Here is a 26,691-nt window from a genome sequence, read left to right as displayed (position 1 = left end):
TTGAAGAACAGGAGGCTGCGGATTCGTCCGATCATTATAATCCTGATTACGGCGATTTACATAGCTTGGCCCATCTCACCGGCCACAGCCTCGCAGTTACCGTACGAAACCTACTATAAGGATGGATTCGGACAGCTGGTGAAGACGCAAGCGGCTTACATTCCTGCTGGCATTATTGGCACGGATGTTGAGATTACGGAAGCAAATCAAGCTGCGGGAGCCGAAGGGAAAACAAAGCTGCAGCTTAATCAGCCCAAGGATCTATTTGTGGATGATAAGGATCATATTTACATCGCAGACACGGGCAATAATCGAATCGTACACTTGGATGAGCAAGGCCAATATATTCGTGAAATCAAAGTAACAGAAAGCCCCCTCAAGAAGCCAAGCGGCATTTATGTCGATGAAGCTGGAGAGATTTACGTTGCAGATACGGGCAACAACCGGGTTGTAAGGCTCGATCAAGAAGGCAAGCTGCTAAAAGCATTTGGCCGTCCGGAGTCCAGCTATTTGCCGCCGGCTTTCAAGTATGATCCGGTTAACCTCATTGTCGATAAGCGCGGCTTTATTTATGTAACGACGCTTGGCGCTTTTCAAGGCTTGGTGCAGCTTGATCCAGAGGGCAATTTCATTAGTTTTTTTGGGCCGAATCGCGTAAGCTTCTCTTTGTTTGATGCATTTAAGCGATTTGTATATACGCGGGAAATGTATCAAAGGGAGCTTAAGAAGCTGCCTGGAGCTATTGCGGGCTCAACGATAGACAAGAACGGATTTATTTATACGGTGACGAAGGAAATTAGCGCGGATCAGGTGAAGAAGCTCAACATCGCGGGTCTCGACCAGCTGGTAGGCAAAGGTGAATTTGCTGCCCTGCAGCCGGTGCGTTCTTACGGAGAGGTATTTCACAGAACGAAGCAAAGTGTAAGTCCCCAGCTCAATGATATTACGGTGGATGCTGCCGGCAACTTTACTGTGATCGACTCTGTAGGCAATATGATTAGTCAATATGATTCGAATGGCAATCTGTTGTTTTTCTGGGGCGGGGATGTCATTACCGCTACGTCCAAGACAGGAATCGTCAAAGCGCCAGCAGCTATTGCGAGCAATTCCAAGGGTGAGCTGCTCGTGCTGGACAGCGTCAATAATTACATTCARGTGCTGCGGCTGTCTGAGTTCGGCCATCTCGTCCACGAAGCGAATCAATTAACGCAGGAAGGCAGATACGAGCAAAGCGAGCCGCTCTGGAGCGAGGTTCATCGTTTAAATGCACAATATACACCGGCACTGATCGGTTTGGCGAAGGCCGCTTACAAAAAAGAGGAGTACGCAAGATCGGAGCAGCTGTTTTATCAGGCAGGCGTAGTAGGCGGCTATTCAGAATCCTTTTGGCAAAATCGGTTGACGTGGTTCCAGAAGCACTTTGGCGTCCTCATGAATGTGGCGCTCGTGCTCGGCGTCGTGTATCTTCTATGGAATGTTTTATCCAAAAAGCTTCGCTTGAAAGGCAAATCGTCAGCTAAACGCAGTGCTAGGCATCCGATACTTGAACAGCTGCAGCATATGTTCTATTTAATAAAGCATCCTGTAGACGGCTTCTATGCTATTCGGTACGAAAACAAAGCAGGATGGTTAAGCAGCATACTGATACTTGTATTTGCATTAGCATCGTACGGATATATACAGGCGGGCACAAGCTTTGTCTTTAACCCTGCTGTGCAGGTCGGTATTGACCTGTTTCCCATTACGATTCAATTTGTTGGGATATGGCTGGGTTTTGTCGTCTCCAACTATTTAATCAGCTCGCTTCTTAGAGGTGAGGGACGGTTCCGAGACGTATTTTATGGCAGCTGCTACGCCTTAATTCCGATTATTCTCATCGGTATACCTGTAACTTTACTCTCCAATGTGCTGACCTTAAACGAGCTGGCGATCTTTAAGTTTTTGAAGCTGTTTATCGTTTTATGGGTTGTCTTCCTGTTCATATGGATGGTGCAAGGCATACACAACTATACTTTCATCGAAGCAATTTTTATTATCCTCTTATCGTTGATTGCGCTTGCGATAATTGTCATTCTTATTTTCATCTTAATTAGCCTAAGCATAGAATTGGTCAACTTTATTAATTCCTTATATCAGGAGGTGATCATCCGATGACTGTACGCAAAATAAACATAAAGCTCGTTATGAAGCTGCTGCTCTTAGCTGTTTTGCTGACCGGTATAGGATGGTTTGCTCTTGTGGCGGTCGGGTTATGGGGTAAGCCTGCCGACGTGGCTGTAGATGCTGCAAATCCATTTGAAACGAAAGGTACTGTTCCCTATAAAGCGGGATTGCCAGTTGAAGCAAATTTTGAGCAAATCGCAGAATCAGACCAATTACTGTTGCTTGTAGATAAGGCATCAGCTCACTTCCAAGTAATCAATAAAGCGACAGGGAAGATATGGCGTTCCTATCCAGAGCCGAAGTATTGGGAGGAAGAAACGGTACCGAATACGTGGAAAAATAATTTAACTTCTCCCGTCATCATTGAATACGTAAATGCTAAAAACTACAAATCCTCTTCTGTAACTGCCGGATTAATCGAGAACCAAGGTTACTTGGAAAACTTCCAGGCTGCGGAAAATGGATTTTCGGTCACCTTCGCGCTGCCGAAGGTGCAGTTGAAAATTCCGATTGAGGTGCGTCTGCACAAGGACTATGTAGAGACGAGAATTTTGGATGAGGGAATCGTCGAAGGCGCTTTAAGCTTATTGAATATTAAGCTATACCCTTTGTTTGGGGCACAGCCGTCTGCTGGCCAGGAGGGTTACCTTTTGCTGCCGGACGGCTCCGGCTCGTTGATCCATTTTGAGGCAGATCGCTTGATGCAGCAGTTGACCTACAATGAAAGTGTTTATGGGCAGGATCTATCCTATTACAACGAAAATACAGGCAGACAGGGGATTACGATGCCTGTATTCGGCTTAAAGTCAGGGGATCAGGCGTTTGTTGCGATCATCTCCGAAGGGGAGTCGTTTGCGAATGTTTATGCAGCGCCGTCAGGTGCGGTGGGCCGCTCGAACTGGGTGACGACCGAATGGCAGTATCGGAAGAAGTTTTTCCAAAGTGTAAGCAAGAGCACGGGTGAAGGCTTCTATACATACAGCGGCGATAAGTTTATAACGAATGCTCGCGCAACGCGTTATTATCCACTGCTCCCTAATAAAAGTGATTATGCTGGCATGGCGGAGGTTTATCGCAATTATTTGATTCAAGAGCAGGGTGTAAAACCGCTGGAAACAAACAAAAAAGACATTCCGCTGTTTGTAGATATTGTAGGCGCAGACATCGAGAAGGGGCTTTTTGCAGATTCATATTTAAAAGCGACTACGACAGAAGAGGCAACCGAGCTTGTTCGTTCGATTTATGACAGCGGCATTCAGCATCTGCAAATTCAATTCTCAGGGTGGCAGCAGGACGGTTACAGCACGCATGGCGGCTACTTTCCTGTAGATAAGCGCTTAGGTGGAAACAAAGGGATGAAAAGCTTTATCTCCTTCGCTCATACCTTGGATATTCCTGTTTATTTGACGGCGAATTATACGCTCAATACGAATGGCGATGATCGGTTCTGGTGGAGGCGCGACGGTTTGCGCAATTTGGCAGGAACGGTGCTGGAGGAAAGGGGAAATGAGGACCAGGATGCAGCGAAGTTTGTAAGCCCGAGGTTTTATGAGAAGGTGGTCTCGGCCGATTTGAACAGCTATAAGAGCTTGGGAGCAGACGGCATCTATTTCGAGGATGGCATCGGCAAGCAGGTCAATACGGATTTCAACAGCCGATACTTGGCGAGCAGGGCAGAGGTTGTCGATGTACAGCGCAGCATTTTGAACAAGAGCAAGGAAGCACTCGGGTCGCTTGTGGCGAATAATGTGAATTTCTATGCGCTAGCTCAAATCGACCATATCCATCGCCTAACCGCTGATTATTCGTATGATGTCTTCATCAGTGAAGCGATTCCTTTTGCCCAAATCGTTCTCCATGGCTTGCGCACATATTCGCTGGAATGGTCTAATTTGCGCGATGAGTTTGATGATGAGCTGCTCCGCAGCATTGAATATGGGGCATACCCTGCTTATGTGCTTAGCGGCGACAAGGCAGCTGATTTGAAAAATTCCTATTCCTACTGGTATTACAGCTTGAACTATAAGGATTGGATCGATCATTTAAGTGCTGAATATGCCAAAACCAATGAGGCGCTTGCAGCTGTGCAGGAGCAGTTTATTACGGGACATCGTACGCTCGCTCCAAATGTGAAGGAAACAGAGTATGGCAGCGATTATCGCATTATCGTCAATTATAATCAGACCGATTACAGCAAGGATGGCATTATCGTTCCAGCAAAAGACTTTGTCGTCATAAAAGGAGGAACGAAGCCATGAGATGGAGTCGCAAGCTGGAAAATACGACAGTTAGGAAGCTCGAAGGCTCCCTGTTTATCGCGCCTTGGGTGTTTGGCTTCCTCGTTTTTGTGGCGTTCCCGCTCGGCTATTCGCTGTACATGAGCTTTCATCAGGTGAAAATTACGGTGAGCAGCGTCAACTATACGTTTATTGGACTCAGCCATTACCGGGAAATTTTGATCGCGAACGGAAGCTTGCTCTATGAGGAGCTGTTCCCGTTTCTAAGGGAGTCTGCCATGATGATTCCGATCATTCTTGTCTTTTCCCTGTTTGTCGCCATTTTGCTTAATTTGCGTTTTCCAGGCAGAACGCTGTTTCGGGTCATCTTCTTTTTGCCTGTTATTTTCTCCTCTGGCCAGATTGTGCAGGAGTTTATTGCGCAGGGGGAAGGCTCTCTCAGCATTATGGAGACGCTGCGTATCGACTATTATTTGCGTGAATATGTTCCGGGATCATGGGCGGCTCCGATTCAAAAGGTCATGAGCTCATTTGTTCTCGTCCTTTGGTATTCAGGCGTGCAAATCCTTATTTTCCTTGCTGGACGCCAGACGCTGCCAGCATCTGTGTACGAGGCTTCCCGTATTGACGGCTCGGGACCTTGGAATACATTTTGGAAAATAACGCTGCCCGGTCTTGTCCCTTATATCTTCTTGAACTTAATGTACACGGTAGTCGATTTATTCACCTTCCCATCCAATCCGATTGTCAGCCGAGTGAATACGAGCAATTATGGCAGCTCCAGCGCTTTGGCATGGATCTATTTCTTAATCATCCTAACCTTCGTACTCTTGACCTTATTGCTATACAGCCGAGTGGATAAGTCGCTTTCAGGAAAACGATAAGTAGGAAAGAGAGGTGAGCGTTCATGAAAATTGTGAAAAAAGGAAATGAGATTGCGGCTAATCTATATAGCGATGAAAAGCTGCGAAGAAGCTTGATTGGTCTCAGGTATCGGCTGCTTGGAGCAGAAATTGATAAGGGCATTCTCTTCAAGCTGTTTGTTTATATTATTCTGATTAATGTCGCCTTCATCTATATGAAGCCGATTCTATACATGGTGACGACGATGGTTAAGGATGCGAGAAACATTCTTGACCCAACCGTTATTTGGGTGCCGCGGTCCATATTTTTGGGGCATCTGCAGCAGGCGAGTGAAATGCTGAATTACACGAAGAGTTTCCTCATCAGCGTCTCGCTGGCTTCTTCCGTAGCGGTGCTGCAGGTATTCTCCTGTGCAATTGCCGGTTATGCGTTCGCAAGGCTGGAGTTCCCCTTCAAAAAAGTATGGGGAGCTCTGCTGTTGTTTACGTTTATTATGCCGCCGCAAATTACGATTTTGCCATCGATCATGCTCTTTAAAGAGTTCGGCTGGCTGAACACGTTTTTGCCGATGGTTGTCCCCGCTTTATTTGGCCATGGCTTGAAAGGAGCAATGTTCGTTATCATCTATCGATCCTTCTATTCCACACTGCCCAAAGAGCTGGATGAGGCTGCGCGTATGGACGGAGCAGGCCCTTTCCGCCTGTTCTTTCGTGTCATGTTTCCGCTGTCGAGGTCGGCTACCGTTGTGGTCGTACTATTTTCCTTCGTTTGGAACTGGAATGATTTTTACTTTCCGTCACTCTTTATGTTTACTGCGGAGAACGTACCTCTCTCCATTACGCTGGCAAGAATGGCTGGCGAGATGAAGCTTGCAGAAGGGGCGGGGGAGATTACCGTTTATGCCGAAGCGATCAAGATGGCGGCCTCTTTCCTAATTATTATGCCGCTGCTTGTCGTGTATTTGTTCGCTCAGCGGTGGTTCATTGAAGGGGTAGAACGGACAGGATTGGTAGAATAGTAAATCAAAAAAAACGTTGACATTACGAAGTTGAGATGATAAATTCTTAGCACTTACTATAATCCTTATAAAACCAATTGATTTAATTGGAAATGATCGACCGGATAGCCGGAGATTGCCTTAGGGCAGCTCTGGCTATTTTTTTTGGGAATTGAACAACGGTATTTCATTCGAAAATGACTTAAGGGGAGTCGTGCGATGAGTGGATCGGAGAGAAAACTAAATCTTAATGCGTTTCTGGCCGCATCAGGCCATCATGAAGCATCGTGGCGGCATGCGGATACGCAGCCGGAGCGAGGCGTTGATATTAAGCACTACTTGAAGCTGACTCAAATTGCCGAACGCGGCTTGCTCGATTCTGTATTTCTGGCGGATGGCTACTGGGCGGGATCGGGATCGCTTGAACCGTTCACCATGCTGTCAGCATTAGCAGCAGCAACCAAACATATCGGCTTAATTGCAACGGTAGAAACGACCTATAATCAACCGTTTCATATCGCAAGGAAGTTTGCTTCCTTAGACCATATTAGCAAGGGGCGCGCAGGCTGGAATATCGTGACGGGAGCGGGACCTGCTGCAGAGCAGTTCAGCAGGGAACAGCATCCGGAGCATCATGATCGTTATGAATCAGCGGAGGAATTTGTAGAGATCGTCAAGCAGCTGTGGGACAGCTGGGAGGATGACGCGCTGCCAAATGACAAGATCAGCGGCATCCTGATCGATGAAGCCAAGGTTCATACGATTGATTATGCTGGGAAGTATTTCAAAGTAAAGGGACCGCTGAATATCGCGCGGCCGCCACAAGGTTATCCTGTACTTGTTCAAGCGGGCTCATCTGAGACGGGCAAGGAATTTGCCGCTAAGCTGGCGGAGGTTATTTTCACTGCTCAACTAACCTTCGAGGAGGCAGCAGCTTTTTATAAAGACGTGAAGTCACGTTTGGCGAAGTATGGCAGGACGACGGATCAGCTGAAAATATTGCCTGGAATTAGTCCGATATTGGCGGATACAGAGGCAGAGGCGCAGGATTTGGAAAATGAGCTGTTTGCGCTTATCGATCATGAAGGGGCGATTAAGCGGTTATCGGGTCGCTTAGGCGTTGATTTGTCTAATCATTCGCTTGATGACCTTGTCAATCTGGATGGCGCACAAACGACAGATCAGGTAAGCGGCATGAAGAGTCGTCACCAGCTTATTTTGGATTTAGTAGAACGCGAACAGCCGACGCTTCGACAATTGATCAATCGCTTAGCAGGGGCAAGAGGGCATTTTACTTTTACGGGCACACCGCTGCAGCTGGCTGATGTCATTGAAAAGTGGTTCAAGAATGGGGCGGCCGATGGCTTTAATGTGATGCCACAGGTGTATCCGAGCGGGCTGGAGCGCTTTGTCGATAAAGTTATCCCTGAGCTGCAAAATCGCGGATTGTTCCGTACCTCCTATGAAGAGCAAACGCTACGCGGAAATCTAGGTTTAGCGAGACCTACAAATAGCTGGCAGGCCAAAAAAACGGAAGAAGAGGTGCATTCCTAATGAGTGAAGCGAGTCGAAAGGTTCATTTGAATGTTTTTTTGAGAGCGACAGGCCATCATGCGGGAGCTTGGCGGCATCCAGATGCGCGTCCGGATTTGGAGCTGGATATTGATTACTTAGGGCAGCTGGCTCGAATCGCTGAGCGTGGCAAGCTGGATTCCGTATTTTTAGCAGACGGATATGCAGGCGGCGGCAGCAAGCTGGAGCCGTTCACGCTGCTCGCAGCACTTGCTTCTGTAACGGAACATATCGGCTTGATTGCAACAGTCGGGACCGTATATAACGATCCGTTCCATGTTGCAAGGCAATTTGCCTCGCTGGATCATATAAGCGGCGGCAGAGCTGGCTGGAATATTGTGACGGGTGCGGGCTCAGCTGCCCATAACTTCAGCAGAGATGAACATCCAGAGCATGCGCAGCGCTACGAGACGGGCGAGGAGTTCGTGGAAGTGGTGAAGCAGCTATGGGACAGCTGGGAAGACGATGCCCTTATTTTCGATAAGAAAGCTGGTAAATTGCTGGATGCAAATAAGGTGCACGAGATCAACTTCAAAGGACATACCTATTCGGTGAAGGGACCACTCAATATTCCGCGTCCGCCGCAAGGATATCCGGTGCTCGTGCAAGCAGGCTCCTCCGAGCAAGGCAAGGAGCTGGCAGCGAAAACGGCGGAGGTTATTTTTACGGCGCAGCAAACGTTCGATGCAGGCCGTGCCTTCTACTACGATGTGAAATCACGCTTAGCGAAATATGGGAGAACGGTTGATGAGCTCGTTATTTTGCCAGGGCTCGCTCCGATTGTGGCTGATACGGAAGCGGAAGCGCGCGAGATCGAGGAAGAGCTGCATGCTTTTGTAGATACAAGGCGTGCACTTGATAGCTTATCGGAGCGATTCACGGTGAATTTGAATGATTATCCGCTGGATGCGCCGGTGCCGCTGTGTAAAGCAAAACCTGCTGAGGAGTTCAACGGCATTCGCAGCAGGCAGGAGGTTATTATCGATGCGGCGCGCAGAGAAAGCTTTACGATTCGCCAGCTTCTTTATCGCAGCAATGGAGGACATGGGCATATCACGTTTACCGGGTCTGTGCTTCAAACGGCGGATTTTATTGAAAAATGGTTTAAAAACCATGCGGCTGATGGCTTCAACGTGTTGCCGCAGCTCTTTCCTACAGGACTTGAGGCCTTTGTAGACAAGGTCATTCCAGAGCTGCAAAACCGTGGATTATTCCGTACCGAATATGAAGGCAAGACGCTTCGTGACAGCTTAGGGCTACAGCGTCCTGCCAATACGCGCCATCTTCAGCAAATATAAATAAATAATAGAAATGAGAGGATATAGGATGAAGAAACTAGGGGTTATCATCGTCATATTTGTTCTTGCAGCATCGATCTCCGCATGCGGGGGAGACAATAACGCACCTGCAAAGCAGAATGATGCATCAGGTAAGAAGGATGCAACGAACAGTGCGACCGAAACGGCTGATTTCAAGAAGCTTGGGGATGAGCCGCTAAAATTATCGTTTTATTCCACTGGCGCTACCTTTACGGACGTGGAATTCGAAGCGATGATTGCAGGTCCCATTCATGCGAAGTATCCGAACGTAACTATTGAACGAATTACGCCAGCCGCGACGACAACTCCGGAGGAAGTGCTGTCCACACATGTGCCGGACATTATATTTGGCAGTGTGCAGCAGCGCGTTATTCGGACGGGTGTATATCAGGATTTAAGAGAATTAATCAAAAAACATCATTTTGACGAGAGCCGCCTTAAACCGATCGGCTACGACTATATCAAGGACATAACGAAGGGCAAAGGAGATGCGGTTCTCGCGCTTCCTTTCAATATCAATCAGCATGTTTTGTATTATAACAAAGATATTTTTGATAAATTCGGCGTTCCATATCCAACCGAGAAGCAGTTGACATGGGACGAAGCGGTCGAGCTTGGCACGAAGCTGACTAGAACAGAAAACGGCATTCAATATATCGGACTTGTTGTAGACAATTTAACTGGTTTGGGTAAATCGCTGGGCATTCCTTACTTGGACCGCGAGACGGGGCAGGCTGCGCTCGATACGCCGGAATGGCTTCGTGTCTTCGAGCTGCAGAAGAAGATTTTTGAAATACCGGGTTATGTAGCGCAGGACGGCATATGGAACTGGACTCGTGACCATTTCATGAAGGATCAAAACATTGCCATTCGGGTTTCTTGGCTTGCCAATATGGTTGGTCCGCTTGAGGAGCTGCGCCAACAGGGTGTGGAGTTCAACTGGGATATTGCGCCGGCACCAAACTTCAGCGATCAGCTGGGCAATACAAGAGAAGCGCAAATCCATTCTATTGCGATCAACAGCCAGAGCCCGCATCAAGATGAGGCGTTTCAAGTAATCGCGGAAATTTTATCGGATGAGGGGCAGCGGATCATTGCTAAGAATGGACGTGTTCCAGCCATTATTAATCCGGAACTGGAGAAGGATTACGGCTTAGAAATACCGGTTCTACAAGGCAAAACCGTTCAGAATGTTTTTATTGGGAAGCCCATTCAAGAGCATTTCATTCATCCTTATGAATCGAGCATTACGATACGGCTTACCGAAGCAGCTGAGGATCTTGCCATCCATGGTTTAGATGTTAACTCGGCTATACGCAAAGCAACGGATGCGATCAATAAAGATGTAGAGACTTTAAAAACGACGATCGGTCAATAAGCAGACGATGGAGAGGGGATTAAATATGGGAGAATCGGAGCGCAAATTAAATCTCAACGCCTTTTTGTTCGGGACCGGCCACCATGAAGCTTCATGGCGGCTCCCGGAGGCGGAGCCGAGCCGCAACCTTGATTTCGAGCATGTGCTGCAAATCGTTCAGACGGCTGAAAGAGGACTAATGGATTCCGTATTTCTGGCTGATGGCTATATCGGACGCTCCAATAAGCTCGAGCCATTCACGGAGCTGGCTGCGCTGGCAAGCAGGACGAAGCATATTGGTTTAATTGCTACGGTTGGCACTACGTATAATGAACCTTTTCATGTGGCGCGGAAGTTTGCCTCTTTAGACCACATAAGCAAAGGCAGAGCGGGCTGGAATATCGTTACGGGTGCTGGATCAGCCGCGCATAATTTCGGGAGGGAGGATCATCCCGATCATGCGCTGCGTTACGAGGAAGCAGATGAATTCGTAGAAATCGCCAAGCAGCTGTGGGACAGCTGGGAGGATGAGGCGGTCATTAATGATAAAACGTTAGGAACTCGCGTCCATAAGGACAAAGTCCATACGATTGATTTTAAAGGGAAATATTATTCGGTGAAGGGACCTCTAAATATCGCAAGGCCGCCGCAGGGTTATCCTGTGCTGGTGCAGGCGGGTTCCTCGGAGAGCGGCAAGGAATTTGCGGCAAAGGTAGCGGAAGTTATTTTTACCGCGCATCAAAGCATTGAAAGTGCTCAGCAGTTTTATAAGGATGTAAAAGCAAGACTGCCGAAGTATGGAAGAGAGGCGGACCAGCTGAAGATTTTGCCGGGTATTAGCCCGATATTGGCAGACACGGTGGAGGAAGCGAGAGAAATCGAGAGCGAATTATTCAATTATGTAAATAAAGATGGTGCAATTAAACAGCTATCGGAGCGATTAGGCATTGATTTATCCGCGTATCCGCTTGATGAGCCGCTTTCTTTGGAGGGTGTGCGTGAAACGGATGAGGTTAATGGCAACAAAAGCAGACATCAGCTCATACTGGATCTCGTTCGCCATGAGCAGTTAACGCTGAAGCAATTGATTAATCGCCTAGCAGGAGCCAGAGGGCATTTTACGTTTACAGGTACACCTCTTCAGCTTGCAGATGTGATTGAAAATTGGTTTGTTAACGGCGCTGCTGATGGGTTCAATGTTATGCCACAGATTTTCCCGAGCGGCCTTACGCAATTTGTAGATAAGGTGATTCCAGAGCTGCAAAATCGCGGATTGTTTCGGACGGAATATTCGGGAACGAGCTTGCGAGAGCAGCTTGGATTGAAGCGGCCGGCGAATATTCGTTATGAGAGCAAAGCTGTACTTTAAAAGACTAGGTGAGAGCTTGTTGGCTATTAAACGACACAGCTGTACCTCATGATAGAGGAGAGAGAGTTTAATCATGAAAAAACTTACGATAGGCGTAGTTATTTTAATGTTGTTTGCTTTATTGGGGGCTTGTGCCAGTAAGGATAATACACCGGCCAATAAGGCTGGGAGCAATGCAAATAAGCAGCAAGAAACGAACGCAGCCGTAGCGGAAGAAGCGGACTTCAAAAAGCTTGGCGACGAGCCGCTCACGTTAACCCTTTTCAGCACGAGCGGTACTTTTCCAGACGTGGAATTTAATACGCTCATCGCGGACCCGATTAAGAAAAAATATCCAAATGTAACCATCGAAAGAATAACGCCTGCGGCAACAACTACAAATGAAGAAGTGCTTTCCACACATGTTCCAGACATTATTTATTCCTCCTCTTCGTCCCATCAGCGCATTATTCGAACGGGCGCCTATGAGGATTTGAGAGAGCTTATTAAACGCCATCATTTTGATGAGAGCCGGATCAAACCGATTTTGTATGACTACATCAAAGATATAACGAAAGACAAGGGAGGCGAAATCTATGCGATTCCGTTTAACTCCAATCAGCATATCCTCTACTATAATAAAGATATTTTTGATAAGTTTGGTGTTCCGTATCCTACAGAAAAACAGCTGACCTGGGATGAGGTGCTGGATATTGCTGCAAAGCTGACTCGTACGGAGAATGGCGTGCAGTATATCGGTCTATCGGTTGATAACCTAACGGGGCTAGCCAAAGGGCTAGGGCTGCCATACGTCGATCATGACACGGGAAATGCTGCACTCGATACGCCCGACTGGCTGCGCGTGTTTGAGCTTAATAAGCGCATCTTTGAAATTCCTGGTTACGTAACGCCAGATCATACTTGGAACTGGGGACGCGATCAATTTATGAAGGATCAAATTATCGGCATGCGGGTAACTTGGCTGGCGAATATGATTGGTCCGCTGGAGGAGCTGCGTCAGCAGGGCGTTGAGTTTAATTGGGATTTCGCTCCGGCACCAAACTTTAGCGACCAGCTGGGCAAAACTAGGGAGGCGCAAATTCACTCGCTTTCGGTGAACAGCCAGAGCAAGCATAAGGATGAAGCTTTCCAAGTCATTGCTGAAATTTTATCGGATGAGGGCCAGCGGATTTTATCTAGAAATGGCCGGGTTCCGGCTGTTATTAATCCAGAGCTGGAGAAGGAATATGGGCTGGACATTCCAGTGCTGCAGGGTAAAACGGTGCAAAACGTGTTTATTGGCGAGCCTCTGCAGGAGCATTACGTTCATCCCTACGAACTGGAAATAACGACAAGATTGACAGAGGCAGCTGAGGATTTAGCCATCAACGGGTTGGATGTGAACTCTGCAATTCGCAAAGCAACGGAGGCCATCAACAAAGACGTTGAAACGCTCCGAACGACAATAGGAGATAAGTAGATTAGAGAGCCAGAGCAAAGGTGCAGCGTAAAATGCGGCCCCTTTGTTTTGTGCTGTTCATTTAAGCGGATTGGAATGGGTTAAGGAAGGAAAGCGAAGGAGCAAATGAAGGTTGCATTCATTTGCCCCTGCTTTTATTAGCTATGCTGCTGGATATGAGGAATAATGGATCGGCATGCTTGGCGCAAGCCTGCAACGAAGCCGAAAGCGGGACCATGAGTAAAGGTCGCTAGTGGGCCGGCAAAGTAAAGTCCAGGTATGCTGCTTTCAAATTGAGCGCTTAGCAGAGGGAATTTTGTATTAGAATTTGGCTCCCGCTCGATAAGCTGCAACACATGGGACGGCAGAAAAGGCACCTGGTCTAGATTGATTTGGTAGCCGGTAGCGGCAATAACATGATCGACGAGGCGAGTTTCATTGTTTCCAAGCTGGAGCAGCACCTTGCCATCAATCGTAGCTTCTGCATGCGCAATGGCTGCGCCGCCAGTCATCGTCACTTTCCCTTCTACGTAGGGCTTTAAGAAAGGAGCAACACTGCTTTGACGCGGTGTATTTCGCCGCTCCGCCTTGAGCTGGTCGGACTGTAGATAGAACTGTTCAGCGGAGTCGATGAGCTTCTGGCCAGATTCGACATTATCCTCGCTTGCATACTGGACGGCGTCACGCCGGAACAAAAGCTCAACCTCGCTTCCAGCCATATGAAGCAGTGCGGCGGCTTCCCAAGCGCTTTGGCCGCTGCCGATAACAGCTACCTTCTTGTTTGCGTAGGGCTTAAAATCACGATGAGCGAAGGTGTGGGAGATGAGCTGAGGCGGCAACGAGCTTAGTACTGGAGGGATGTAGCTATAATGCTGCAAACCTGTAGCTATGACCACATGTTTGGCATGATATGGCTCACCTTCCTGGGTGATCACGCTGAAGCCTGAGGATGAATAATGAAGCTCTGATACGTGCTCCGAAGTGAAGGAGATATCGGTTTGTATGGCAAACCATAAGGCATAATCAACAAAATGAGGACGAGGAAAGGGGGGCTGCAGTTCTATGCCGGTTTCGCAGCTGAATCGTTCAATGGTGAATTCATCATTCTTATCGGAGAGACTGATGTAGCGGGGATGGGTGCGAATGAACATATTTTGCGGCATTTGCTCCTTCCAGAAAAACATAGGTTTGCCCAGAAGGACATAGGACATTTGGCTTGCGACTGCATGAGCGGCAAGTGAAATTCCGTAGGGGCCGGCGCCAATAATGATGAGATCAACCACAGATTTCACCTCCATTTAAGTTGTTTTGATTTTATGCCGAGTATTATACTAAGAATAATATGTTTTGCAATACACTTTTTTCTAAAAGGTACGATAGATCGTATTGTGATAAACAATGATGATTGACAAAAGATTTATTACGTGATAAATTTTCAGTACATTTTTCGCACTAAAACAGTTTGAATAATCGGAATTATAGTTCTACCGGAAAACCGGAGACAACAGTTGATCTGTGTCTTCGGTTTTTTTGTTTCAAGAGTACTTATTCATGTAGAGGAGGTATAGCAATGAACGAAGTTATTGCTTTATTAAAAAACCATCGCTCCATCCGCAAATATAAAGACTCGCCCATTCCTGAGCATCATTTGGAACAAATCATATTGGCAGGGCAAGCAGCCTCCACCTCATCCAATATCCAAGCTTACAGCGTAATTGCTGTAAAGGACTCTGAGCGGAAACGAAAGCTTGCGGAGCTTGCCGGCAATCAGCAGCAAATAGTTGAAAGTCCGGTGTTTCTCATCTGGTGTGCTGATCTAAATAAAGTCAGATTGGCAGCAAGGCTGCATGAGGATGTAGAGCTTCGTCAGAACGTGGAGCTGTTTCTGCTCGGAACGATTGACGCGACTCTGGCTGCTCAAAATGCGGCAATCGCTGCGGAGTCGCTTGGTTATGGTATCGTTTATATCGGTGGAATTCGCAATAATCCTCAAGAAATAACTGAATTGCTTGAACTGCCTGAGCTTGTCTATCCGGTGTTTGGCATGTGCGTAGGCGTCCCTGATCAAGAGCCTGATCTTCGTCCAAGATTGCCGCTCGCAGCTGTTTATCATCAAGAAACGTATAAGCAGAGCGGGTTGGAGGATGAAATTATTGCTTACGATTCGATCACTCGGGAGTATTATGCTACGCGCAAAGGCGGGGGCAAAGGTGGAGAGCAGGAAACAAGGTGGTCTCGTGAAATGTTAAGAAGGTTTAAGTCAGATCGGCTGCGTGATCATTTGCATGACTTCCTTGTAGGTCAAGGGTTCAAGCTGAAATGACCCCATTTAATAAAATATAATACGACCGGACCACCGGAGATTTAGCTGACGATAAGCTAAGTCTCTTTTTTGTTAGTTAGACTCATTTTATTTGGATTCTTATCTTGTTTATTAATCTAACGGGAAAAACTCCAGCTAATTTTGAGAATTAATCAGATTGGTGCCATTTAACAGGAAAAGTTCCTCTTAAATAGGCGGAAATAAGCGGTTTTATCGGTAAATGCCTAAAATAACAGGAGAAATTCCTGTTAACTCTCTTTTTTCTTCGAATTCCGCTGAATGAACAGGAGAAATTCCTTATAAGTACTCAAGTGGCACTGAAAAGTGTGGTGAAGAAACGATTCCTGAGCAGCAACATTGAACTTTGAGTGTTATCATAATGAACCGAAAATGAGGGATGGCAAATGAGCGAGATTAAGCGGGACAAGAAGGCGCATTTCAACGTGTTTTTGCGTGGAGCGGGTCATCATTCTGCGGCGTGGAAACACCCGGATTCGAATCCAAAGGAGGATTTGGATTTGGAGTATTATGCGAACATTGCAAAGATTGCGGAAAGAGGGTTATTTGATTCGTTGTTTACAGCCGACAACTATTCCGGACTTGGCAGGAGACTGGAGCCATTTACACTTCTCTCGGGGCTTGCTGCGCTGACTAAGCATGTTGGACTTATCGCAACCGTCAGTACAACCTATAACGATCCTTACCATGTAGCGCGCAAATTCGCTTCGCTGGATCATATCAGCAAAGGGCGGGCTGCTTGGAATATCGTAACGGGGCATTCGCAAGATGATGCTGAAAACTTTAATAAGACGGAGCACCCAGACGTGCAAAAGCGCTACGAAATTGGCGATGAATTTGTTGAGGTGACGAAGCAGCTTTGGGATAGCTGGGAAGAGGATGCGCTGATCTATGACAGAGCCGCAGATGTCTCATTGGACAAAAGCAAAGTGTACGAAATTAACTTTAAGGGCAAATATCACACGGTAAAAGGACCGCTTAATATCCCTCGGCCTCCACAGGGGTATCCGGTTCTAGTGCAAGCGGGCTCCTCGGAAAACGGCAAGGAGCTGGCTGCCAAAACAGCGGATGTTATTTTTACGGCACAGCAAACATTAGGTGCTGCCCAGGCGTTTTATGCGGATGTGAAGGGAAGATTGCAGAAGCATGGAAGGACGCCGGAGCAGCTGCTCATTATGCCAGGGCTTAGTCCGATTGTGGCTGATACGGAAGCAGAAGCCCGCGATATTGAGGATGAATTTAATGGACTGCTGAATACGAAGCAAGCGTTAAAGCGGCTTTCCAACTATTTTACAGTCGACTTGTCAGAATACCCCCTTGATAGTCTTGTTCCAGTCGATAAAGCAAAGCCATACGGAACGATAACGACAGGCATTACAAGCCGGCAGGAGGTGGTGGTGGATGCCGCGGTACGAGACAAAATGACGATTCGGCAATTTCTTGCTCGAAGCGCAGCCGGTCATGGTCATGTATCGTTTACGGGTTCTGTACTGCAAACGGCTGATTTCATTGAAAGCTGGATTAGAAATAACGGCGCGGACGGCTTTAATATTTTACCACATATTTATTACAGCGGGTTGGAGACGTTTGTCGATAAGGTCATTCCTGAGCTGCAAAATCGCGGACTCTTCCGAACGGCCTATGAGGGCAAAACGCTGCGCGAGAATTTAGGGCTGGAAAAGCCGGAAAACAAACATAAAGCGATATGGGCTTTAAGCAGAGAAGCAGAAAAGATAAACGGCTGATTCCCATAACGAGGCAGCAGTTGTCATTCCGCTGCCGCAGCAGAAAACTAACATTTGTATACATTTTGAGGAGGTTGTTCATATGGCGGTTCAATATCGAAACTTAGGAGCAAGCGGGTTAAAGGTTAGTGAGATTAGTCTCGGGAGCTGGCTGACGTACGGCGGTTATGTCGAGCGTGAAAATGCAGTGAAGTCGATTCAAACGGCGTATGATCTTGGCATTAATTTTTTTGATACAGCTAATGTGTATGCGAAGGGTGAAGCCGAGAAARTAGTCGGAGAAACGCTGCGTGCTTATCCCCGTGAATCCTATGTGCTGGCGACCAAGGTCTATGGAAAAATTGGCGATGGACCGAATGATCGCGGGCTCTCTCGCAAACATGTGATCGAATCGGCAAATGCAAGCTTGAAGAGGCTTGGACTTGAATACGTAGATGTGTTCTACAGCCATCGCTTTGATCAGGAGACGCCGCTTGAAGAAACGCTGCGCGCCTTTGAGGATTTGGTCCGTCAAGGCAAGGTGCATTATGTCGGCGTCAGCGAATGGACGGCTRCTCAAATAACCGAAGCGTTCGCCATAGCAGACAAATATTTATTAGATCGTATTGTCGTGAATCAGCCTATCTATAATTTGTTTGAGCGCTACATCGAGAAGGAGATCATACCGCTTGGCATTAAAAAGGGCTTTGGGCAGGTCGTGTTCTCGCCGCTTGCGCAGGGGCTGCTCACAGGGAAGTACTCTTCCGATCAACAAGTGCCCGATGAGTCGCGAGCCGCGAAGCAAGAAAATTTTAAAAACCGCATAACGGAGGAAAAGCTGGCGAAGGTTGAGCTGCTGAAGGAAATCGCATCCGAATTGGAGCTGACAGTGGGTCAGCTGTCGCTCGCATGGATTTTGCGCCAGCCGAACGTATCCAGCGCTTTGATTGGTGCAAGCCGTCCCGATCAGGTCGAAGAAAACGTGAAGGCATCAGGTATTGAACTTGATCATGAGACACTAGAACGTATTGCAGCGGTTATCGATAACGGCCCTGTATCTGCACGAGGTTCATTCTAATCATCTCTGGCCGAAAATGAGTAAAGTCCAGTAAAGAGCATCTCGTTACTGGACTTTGTCATGAAATCGTAAGAAGTAATTGCCAGTTAACGATATATCGTATAGTATGTAAATTAATACGATATATCGTTAACGAAGGAGATTACACAATGACGAAAGAATGGCAGCCAGAGGAACAATTGTTTTTACATCATGCGAATGAAAGGGAGGGACACGGCTCGGGCAGACGTTTTTTTAGCCGCGGCGGAGTCAAATATGCTTTGCTTGCACTGCTTGAACAGCAGGGCATGCACGGCTACCAAATGATGAAGGCGCTTGAGGAGCAATCAGGAGGCACCTATAAACCAAGTGCTGGCTCCATTTATCCCACGCTGCAGATGCTGCGGGATCAAGGATTTGTAGAGTCCTCCAAGCAAGACGGCAAAAAAGTGTTTGAGATTACTGAGGAAGGCAGAGCTTATTTGCTGGAGGAGAACGATAATGCTGCAGCAGGAATGGAACGCCCTGAGCAAAGTGAATCCGAAGACGAAGGCGCTCCCTTTGAGAGAAGAAAGCCGAATCGTCGATTGACGCCTGCTGGCAAGGAGCTGCTGCATTTGCTGAAGGCTGCAGAACGAGCGGCTGTCACTGATCCGAGCAAAGCTGCGCAGCTGCGCGTCATCCTGGATGACCTTCGAGTATCGCTTCGCCAAATCACAACAGAAACCGACTGTGACAGAAGAGAAGGCGGCGCGATATGAGAGAGCAGCACAATTCAGCGCCGGCATTTCGAGGCGGGGCAGGAATGGGCGGCATGAGAAAATTCGGAACAGGCGAGAAAGTAAAGCCTGCCAGCATTTACAGCATGTTTATACGAATATATGCGCATGCGCGGACGCAATTGCCCGCATTGATTGCAGCAGTTGCCTGCGTTATCGCCATATCGCTGCTTGAATTCATCGTTCCGCAGCTAACGAGACTTACGATTGACCACATCATTCCGAATAAGCTTTTTAATAAACTGCTGCTTATCGGCGGCGGCGTCATGGGAGCAGCTGTTGCGCTCGGTGCTTTGCGCTATATTAGCACTTCCCTTATGGCGTCTATCGGTCAAAGGGTGCTTTACAATTTGCGAAACGATTTGTATCGCCATATGCAAAGCCTTGACATTTCTTTCTTCGATCGCAATCGTACCGGTGATTTAATGTCTCGGGTTACGAATGACGTAAGCATCCTACAGCAAATGATTTCCTCCAGCATGATGCAGTTGTTTACCGATTTTTTCACCTTTACGGCCATTGCGGTTTATATGCTGTGGATCGATTGGAAGCTGACGCTAATGCTGCTTGCGACCTTCCCGTTTATGATTTTGACAACTAGATTTTTCAGCAAAAGAATGCGCTCCTCGTTCCGAACGGTACAGGAATCGGTGGCTGATGTAAGCGATCATCTACAAAATACGTTAACCGGCATCCGCCTTATTAAAGCGTTTACTGCCGAGAATTACGAGTCTGAACGATTCTCCGAACGAACACAGAAAAATATGGATGCGAATATTCAGGTGACTCGCCTGCGAGCCGCTTATGAACCTATTATTGATTTTCTTAATTTTCTTGGCCTTGCAATCGTCCTTGTTTTTGGCGCATGGCTTGCGATGAAAGAACAAATGACAGTGGGTACAATCGTTGCTTTTATAGCTTATCTCAGACTGCTGCAAAACCCGATTCGTCACTTCAGCCGCATTATTAATACGATTCAGCAATCGGCCGCCGCTTATGAACGCATTATGGAGGTTATGAACACGAAGGCTGAAATTATTGAAAAGAAAGGAGCTGTGAAGCTTCCGCCAGTGAGCGGGCATATTGTTTTTGATCATATTGATTTTGCTTATTCAAAGGATTCGACTGTGTTAAACGATTTTCAATTGGAGCTTGCGGCAGGCAAGGTGACAGCGCTTGTTGGATCTTCGGGCTCTGGCAAAACAACCATTGCACATCTCATCGCTAGATTTTATGAACCTCAGTCTGGCGACATCACGATTGATGGTTATTCCTTAAAGGATATAACGATCGCGTCTCTTAGGGAGCAAATCGGCATCGTATCACAGGATATTGTGCTGTTCAATGGCTCTATTGAAGAGAATATTCGGTACGGCAATCTGCATGCAACAGATCAGGAAGTGCTTGCAGCGGCAAAAGCGGCAAATGCTGCCGGCTTTATAGAAACGTTCCCGCAGGGCTATGAGACGCAAATTGGCGAGCGCGGCGTGAAGCTGTCTGGCGGGCAGAAGCAGCGGCTTTCTATTGCACGGGCGATTCTAAAAAATCCGCGGATTATTATTTTAGATGAAGCTACTGCATCACTTGATACCGAATCAGAGCAGCATATTCAAGACGCGCTCGCACAATTATTGCAAGGCCGGACTTGTCTCGTCATCGCGCATCGTCTGTCTACGATTCAGAAGGCGGATCGGATTTACGTGCTGGAGCAAGGAGAAATCGTCGAGCATGGAACGCATGATGAACTGCTCAATCATCAAGGCCGGTACAGTCAGCTCTATGAGCTGCAATTCCCGCAAAAGGATGTTTCAGAACAATAATTTTGAAAAATAGGAAGTGGTCGCTTCTTGAAATCAAAAAGGCTGTTGGCCGATTTTTTTCGGAGTACGTGGCATATTTACCTGTTCTCTCTCTTTTTCCATTTGATTTCTAACCTGATCAACGTTTTTTTTCCAAAGGTACTGGGACAATTCACGGATAAGCTGCAAATCGGTGGATTAACAAGCCAGCTTATTGTGGATTACAGCTTATTGCTGCTGCTTATTGGCGTTGGGCAGGTGCTGTTTAACGGCATCGCAATGTATTTGGTTATGTATGTAGGAAGAAAATTTGAATTTGTTGTTCGAAGAGGGCTATTCAAGCATTTTACACAAATGGGCGAACGGTTTTATTCGAAAAATGGTGTAGGCAAGCTGCTCAGCTACTTTATGAACGATGTTACAGCTGTAAGGGAATCGATCTCGATGGGGGTCAATTCAACAGCGAATGCGTCGATGCTGCTCGTGGCTTCCATAACGATGATGCTTGTCAGCCATATTCCTTATTATTTGATATTGGCTTCGATATTTCCGCTGCTGCTTATCCCTTTTATCGTCGTATATCTCGGGCCTATTATTAGAAAAAGGTCGCTTGAGGTGCAGGAGTCTCTAGGCCTCATGACAGAGACGGCAGAGGAGCAATTCGGCGGCATCCGTGTAACGAAAAAATTTGCGGTAGAAGACATTATGAATGAGCGCTTCGGAAAAACGGTCGACCAGATCAGGCTGAGGCAATTGCGGCTAGTGCGCGTTTCTTCTTTTTTCCAAGCGTTGATTCCGTTTCTAGGAGCAATTTCTTTAATCGTCGCGCTTGCTTTTGGCGGTTACATGACGATCACGAAGCAAATTACGATGGGTAACTTCGTTGCATTGACGCTTTATATTAGAATGCTGATGAATCCACTCCAGCAGATCGGCAATGTCATTAACTCCATTCAACGTTCTCGCGCTTCACTTGAGCGTTTAAACGGCTTATTGTCGCAGCAAACCGAAATTATGGAGCTTCCTGACGCCAAAGAAGTGAATTTGACAGATGCGGGCATTGCGATTCGCAATCTATCCTTTTCATACGATCCATTGTCTAGTCCAGTACTGAAAAATATTAACCTGAACGTTAAACCTGGCTCAACACTTGGTATCATCGGGCGAACAGGGAGCGGCAAGACAACATTGATGAAGCTGCTGCTTCGCACCTATGACCCGCCTCCAGAGACGGTCTGGTATGGAGAAACAGATATAAGAGGGATGACGCTTGAAAGCTTGCGAACTCAAGTTGCCTACGTACCGCAGGACGGCTTTTTGTTCAGTACAACAATTAGAGAAAATATTGCTTTCTCTAACCGAGAGCTTAAGCTTGAAGCGGTTGAGCAAGCTGCGATGCAAGCTCAAATTTATAATAATATTGCTGAGCTGCCTGATCAGTTTGAAACGAGGCTCGGCGAGCGCGGATTAACCTTATCCGGCGGTCAGCGTCAGCGCACAAGCTTGGCCCGCGGAATGATTAAGAATGCTCCGATTATGATTTTGGACGATAGTGTTAGTGCCGTAGATGCGGTGACAGAGAAGGATATTATAGAAGCGATTCAAACGGAAAGAGACAGCAAAACGACGATCATTATTGCGCACCGAATTAGTGCAATCAAGCATGCAGACGAAATCATTGTGATGGATGACGGCTTGATTGTGCAGCGGGGCACTCATATAGAGCTGCTCTCGCAGCAAGGACTCTATGCGACGCTTCATGCGATACAGGAGGAGGGAAGTCAACATGCGACCGGCACAAGCCATTCATAATTGGCAGGCAGATCAGAAGGCTGATCCGAATCAACCGGAGCAGAAACCGGAATATGTCTCGGCCTTCCGCACATTGTTCGGGTATGCGAGACCTCATCTATGGGCTTTTATTGGTGTGTTTTGTTGTACGTTAATCGCGATTTTATCTGATTTGTTCCAGCCTTTTTTAATGAAAATAGCGATTGATGACAATTTATTATCCGGCAAAAATGACTACAAAGGGTTGCTAACCATTTGTTTCATCTATTTGGGCTTATCCATGTCTAGTTTGCTTTTTAGCTATTTGCAAAACAATCTGCTTCAAAATATTGGGCAAAGCATCGTGTCGCGCATTCGCAAGCAGCTGTTTGGTCATATTTTGAAGCAGTCTATGCGGTATTTCGATCGGATGTCGAGCGGCAGCTTAATTACGCATGTCTCAAGCGATACAGAGGCGCTGAACCAGTTTTTTAATCAGGTGCTGCTGAGCCTGTTTAGGGATGGGCTTACACTCATTTTTATCATGGTGATGATGTTTCAATTAGACACGGAGCTGGCGCTTTATTGCTTGATTTTATTGCCGATCATATGGGCGATTGCAATTGCCTTCCGCTCGTTTATGCGCACGACCTATCAGCTTGCTAGAACGAGGCTATCCCGGCTTGTAGCGTTTGTTGCCGAGAACCTGTCGGGGATGAACCTTATACAGGTGTTTCATCAGCAGAAGGAGCAAGAGAAGCAATTCAATGAGAGAAACAGCTTATATTTTAAAGCAAATCTTCGGGAAATTCGGACGAATGTTGTGTTTGGCCGAACCTTTGATATTTTGAGCAATTTATCGATTGCCTTTGTGACATGGATCGGCGGGAATGCTGTTCTTGGCCACCAGCTGGAATTCGGCGTATTGTATGCGTTTATTACGTATATCCGCCAGTTTTTTCAGCCGATTAATACGATCACGCAGCAATGGAATACGTTGCAGTCTGCTACCGTTGCCATTACAAGAATTTGGGGCGTATTCGCGAATAAGCCGGACATTACAGACCGCGAGCTTGAATCGATCGAGCTGCATAAGACGGATAGCGAAGAAGAGGCGGATGAACGTCAAGCGTCTATATCCACTTTGAGCTTGGAGCAGGTGAAGGGCCAAATCGATTTTAATCGGATCTCCTTCTCCTATGAAGAAGGGATTCCTATCATAAAAGATTTGGATTTGCATATCCATTCGGGTGAGCTTATTGGCGTCGTAGGTACGACAGGAGCGGGCAAAAGCTCGTTGATCAGCTTATTATGCAGATTCTATGATGTGAAGGAAGGCAGCATAAGAATAGATGAGATCGATGTCAGGGATATCCCGCAAGCAACCTTGCATCGACTAGTCGGCTTGGTTCAGCAGGAGCCTTATCTGTATTCGGGCAGCATTATTGAGAATATAAGAATGTTCGACGATTCCATTTCTCGCGAGGAGGTTATTCGTGCCTGTGAATTTGTAGGCGCGGATACGATTATCCATAAGCTGAGGGATGGCTATGATACGATGCTGTCAGAACGCGGCAGCGGTTTATCCGCAGGTGAGCGGCAGCTGATTTCTTTTGCGAGAATTATTGTGTTCAAGCCTAAAGTGCTTATTTTGGATGAAGCGAGCGCTAACTTGGATTCTCATACGGAACAATTGATTCAAAATGCGCTTCAGGTCGTATCGCAGGATCGAACAACTATTGTAATTGCGCATCGCTTGTCGACGATCATGCAGGCGGATCGGATTATTGTGATGAGCCACGGTGAAATCGTGGAGCAAGGCAATCATCAGGAGCTGCTGGAGCATGATGGACATTACAAGGAGCTGTTTGAGCATTCGCAAGGCAATATTGCTGTATAAAACTCTTTTTGCGCCATATTTACTTTTTTCGGCACGAGCCGCCAGGCCATTCATCATATAGGAGGCAGATTAGATGAGTCATGTTGTCAATCATATTACGGATTTGATAGGAAACACGCCTTTGGTTCGTTTGAACAGGGTCGTGCCGGACGGAAGTGCAGAAATTTATTTGAAGCTGGAGTTTTTTAATCCAGGCAGCAGCGTAAAGGATCGAATTGCCATCAGCATTATTGAAGAGGCGGAGCGGAAAGGGAAGCTGAAGCCGGGCGATACGATCATTGAAGCGACGAGCGGCAATACGGGCATTGGCATTGCATTGGTAGCCGCAGCTAGAGGCTATAAAGCGGTGCTTGTTATGCCGGAGACGATGAGCTTGGAGCGCCGCAATCTGCTGCGGGCATACGGTGCGGAACTGGTGCTTACGCCCGGAGCTGAGGGAATGAAGGGAGCGATTCGCACCGCGAAGGAGCTGCAAGAGAAACATCCGGATTATTTTCCGGCGCTGCAATTCGATAATCCGGCAAATGTGAAAATTCACCGGGAAACGACTGGCCCTGAAATCGTAAGAGCGGTGGAATCGCTTGATGGCAAGCTGGACGGTTTTGTAGCAGGTGTGGGCACAGGAGGTACGATTACGGGCGCTGGCGAAGTACTGCGTGATCGTTTCCCCGATATCCATATTGTTGCTGTTGAGCCGTCCTCATCACCGGTTTTATCGGGAGGAGCGCCTGGCCTGCACAAAATTCAAGGCATAGGCGCAGGTTTTGTGCCTTCGATATTGGATGCCGATATTTATAACGAGATTATTCAAGTGAGCAATGATGATGCATTTGAGACAGCTAGAAGAGTGGCTAAGGAGGAAGGGATCTTAGGCGGCATTTCCTCAGGAGCAGCTATATATGCCGCTATACAATTGGCGCAGAAGCTGGGCACCGGCAAGCGGGTAGTTGCGGTTATCCCAAGCAACGGCGAGCGCTACTTGTCAACGGTGCTGTATCAACAGGAACAGCAGCTTTAAGGTTTGGTAATAGTAGAAGGACGGACAGCTCGAGGCTTCATAGCCTAAGGCTGTCTTTTATTTGATGCGTATGGTGGGAGAGTAAGGCAGTTACAGGCTCAGACTGTTTTGGAGTGAGGGGTTAGGTTAATAGGATTGGTTTATTGACTAAACGATTGTTTGCTTTGTTGATTGAGCGCCATATTGGGGTCTAAGTCTGGTTTCTAGACTTTGTTGCACGAATTAGGCTGGATTGGTGGGAATAGATCTAGTATATAGATCTATTTTTGCTGATTTGGTGCTTGGACGAGGATAGTGTGGCGATTTACTTACGGATAAGACTAGTTTTTAGTCTTATCTGCACGAAACAAGCTAATTTGATGGAAATAGAACTAGTTTCTAGTTCTATTTTTGCTGATTTAGTACTTTGGCGGGTATATTGGGTCGATTTATTTATGGATAAGACTAGTTTCTAGTCTTATATGCACGAAATAAGCTAATTTGATGGAAATAGAACTAGTTTCTAGTTCTATTTCTGCTGATTAGCCGATTAGATGAGGATATTGGGGCGATTTATTTATGGATAAGACTAGTTTCTAGTCTTATTCGCACGAAACAAGCTGATATGATGAAAATAGGTCTATTTTTTAGTTCTATTTTTGCTGATTGGTACTTTGGCGAGGATAGTGGGGCGATTTACTTACGGATAAGACTAGTTTTTAGTCTTATATGCACGAAACAAGCTAATTTGATGGAAATTGAACTAGTTTTTAGTTCTATTTTTGCTGATTTGGTGTTTAGATGTGTATAGTGGGGCGATTTAATTACGGATAAGACTAGTTTTTAGTCTTATATGCACGAAACAAGCTAATTTGATGGAAATAGAACTAGTTTCTAGTTCTATTTTTGCTGATTTGGTGTTTTGACGTGTATAGTGGGAAATTTACATCAGGATAAGACTAGTTTCTAGTCTTATTTGCACGAAACAAGCTAATTTGATGGAAATAG

General features: G+C 46.7%; 18 protein-coding genes. 17 read left to right on the top strand and 1 reads right to left on the bottom strand.

Translation table 11 applies throughout. From position 1 onward, the window contains the following. From AB4Z50_RS26260 to AB4Z50_RS26220, 9 genes are all read left to right on the top strand, one after another. Window positions 1-2,154 (top strand): SMP-30/gluconolactonase/LRE family protein, encoded by a 2,154-nt coding sequence (locus tag AB4Z50_RS26260; RefSeq protein ID WP_441883652.1) that lies wholly within the window; start codon window positions 1-3, stop codon window positions 2,152-2,154. Further along, window positions 2,151-4,421 carry a DUF5696 domain-containing protein gene (locus AB4Z50_RS26255; protein ID WP_441883649.1) on the top strand — a complete coding sequence of 757 codons (2,271 nt, stop codon included), beginning with the start codon at window positions 2,151-2,153 and terminating at the stop codon, window positions 4,419-4,421. Before AB4Z50_RS26260 ends, AB4Z50_RS26255 begins: the two co-directional genes overlap by 4 nt. Beyond that, window positions 4,418-5,284: a carbohydrate ABC transporter permease gene (locus AB4Z50_RS26250; protein WP_076269028.1), complete on the top strand. Its 867-nt coding sequence runs from the start codon at window positions 4,418-4,420 to the stop codon at window positions 5,282-5,284. The genes AB4Z50_RS26255 and AB4Z50_RS26250 overlap by 4 nt, the downstream gene beginning before the upstream one ends. 23 nt (window positions 5,285-5,307) lie before the next feature. Next, window positions 5,308-6,282, top strand: a complete 975-nt coding sequence (locus tag AB4Z50_RS26245; protein WP_339204716.1) for a carbohydrate ABC transporter permease — start codon at window positions 5,308-5,310, stop codon at window positions 6,280-6,282. 198 nt (window positions 6,283-6,480) lie between these two features. After that, a complete protein-coding gene (locus AB4Z50_RS26240; RefSeq protein WP_441883645.1) occupies window positions 6,481-7,815 on the top strand; it encodes an LLM class flavin-dependent oxidoreductase in 1,335 nt (444 codons plus the stop codon). Next, window positions 7,815-9,131 carry an LLM class flavin-dependent oxidoreductase gene (locus tag AB4Z50_RS26235; RefSeq protein WP_441883642.1) on the top strand — a complete coding sequence of 439 codons (1,317 nt, stop codon included), beginning with the start codon at window positions 7,815-7,817 and terminating at the stop codon, window positions 9,129-9,131. The genes AB4Z50_RS26240 and AB4Z50_RS26235 overlap by 1 nt, the downstream gene beginning before the upstream one ends. A gap of 28 nt (window positions 9,132-9,159) precedes the next feature. Next, the gene (locus AB4Z50_RS26230) at window positions 9,160-10,530 is read left to right on the top strand and encodes an ABC transporter substrate-binding protein (protein WP_441883639.1); all 1,371 of its coding nucleotides are present in this window, start codon (window positions 9,160-9,162) and stop codon (window positions 10,528-10,530) included. A 25-nt stretch (window positions 10,531-10,555) separates the two neighbouring features. Beyond that, on the top strand, window positions 10,556-11,878 hold the full coding sequence (locus AB4Z50_RS26225; RefSeq protein WP_441883636.1) for an LLM class flavin-dependent oxidoreductase: 1,323 nt from the start codon (window positions 10,556-10,558) through the stop codon (window positions 11,876-11,878). A 73-nt stretch (window positions 11,879-11,951) separates the two neighbouring features. Then, window positions 11,952-13,337, top strand: coding sequence for an ABC transporter substrate-binding protein (locus tag AB4Z50_RS26220; RefSeq protein WP_441883633.1), 1,386 nt, complete (start codon window positions 11,952-11,954; stop codon window positions 13,335-13,337). Between the two features lie 137 nt (window positions 13,338-13,474). Here AB4Z50_RS26220 and AB4Z50_RS26215 read toward each other — a convergent pair whose 3' ends face one another. Beyond that, window positions 13,475-14,599: an NAD(P)-binding domain-containing protein gene (locus AB4Z50_RS26215; RefSeq protein ID WP_441883630.1), complete on the bottom strand. Its 1,125-nt coding sequence runs from the start codon at window positions 14,597-14,599 to the stop codon at window positions 13,475-13,477. A 287-nt stretch (window positions 14,600-14,886) separates the two neighbouring features. On the opposite strand from AB4Z50_RS26215, the gene nfsA reads away from it, so the two are divergent. From nfsA to cysK, 8 genes are all read left to right on the top strand, one after another. Further along, window positions 14,887-15,639, top strand: a complete 753-nt coding sequence (gene nfsA / locus AB4Z50_RS26210; protein WP_441883627.1) for an oxygen-insensitive NADPH nitroreductase — start codon at window positions 14,887-14,889, stop codon at window positions 15,637-15,639. Window positions 15,640-16,043: 404 nt separating this feature from the next. Then, on the top strand, window positions 16,044-17,402 hold the full coding sequence (locus AB4Z50_RS26205; protein WP_076269019.1) for an LLM class flavin-dependent oxidoreductase: 1,359 nt from the start codon (window positions 16,044-16,046) through the stop codon (window positions 17,400-17,402). 82 nt (window positions 17,403-17,484) lie between these two features. Further along, on the top strand, window positions 17,485-18,459 hold the full coding sequence (locus tag AB4Z50_RS26200) for an aldo/keto reductase family protein (RefSeq protein ID WP_441883623.1): 975 nt from the start codon (window positions 17,485-17,487) through the stop codon (window positions 18,457-18,459). 149 nt (window positions 18,460-18,608) lie between these two features. Next, window positions 18,609-19,199 (top strand): PadR family transcriptional regulator, encoded by a 591-nt coding sequence (locus tag AB4Z50_RS26195; protein WP_441883620.1) that lies wholly within the window; start codon window positions 18,609-18,611, stop codon window positions 19,197-19,199. Next, window positions 19,196-21,037 (top strand): ABC transporter ATP-binding protein, encoded by a 1,842-nt coding sequence (locus tag AB4Z50_RS26190; RefSeq protein WP_441883617.1) that lies wholly within the window; start codon window positions 19,196-19,198, stop codon window positions 21,035-21,037. Before AB4Z50_RS26195 ends, AB4Z50_RS26190 begins: the two co-directional genes overlap by 4 nt. A 27-nt stretch (window positions 21,038-21,064) precedes the next feature. Continuing rightward, window positions 21,065-22,828, top strand: a complete 1,764-nt coding sequence (locus AB4Z50_RS26185; RefSeq protein WP_441883614.1) for an ABC transporter ATP-binding protein — start codon at window positions 21,065-21,067, stop codon at window positions 22,826-22,828. Beyond that, a complete protein-coding gene (locus AB4Z50_RS26180) occupies window positions 22,803-24,686 on the top strand; it encodes an ABC transporter ATP-binding protein (RefSeq protein WP_441883612.1) in 1,884 nt (627 codons plus the stop codon). The genes AB4Z50_RS26185 and AB4Z50_RS26180 overlap by 26 nt, the downstream gene beginning before the upstream one ends. 73 nt (window positions 24,687-24,759) lie before the next feature. Next, the gene (gene cysK / locus AB4Z50_RS26175; protein WP_441883609.1) at window positions 24,760-25,704 is read left to right on the top strand and encodes a cysteine synthase A; all 945 of its coding nucleotides are present in this window, start codon (window positions 24,760-24,762) and stop codon (window positions 25,702-25,704) included. The last annotated feature ends 987 nt before the right edge of the window (window positions 25,705-26,691 follow it).

This window comes from Paenibacillus sp. 2TAB26 (genome assembly GCF_052115145.1).
In the GTDB taxonomy this organism is placed as follows: domain Bacteria; phylum Bacillota; class Bacilli; order Paenibacillales; family Paenibacillaceae; genus Pristimantibacillus.
Note: the sequence above shows the minus strand (reverse complement) of the source record. Positions and strands in the feature narration are given on the sequence as shown.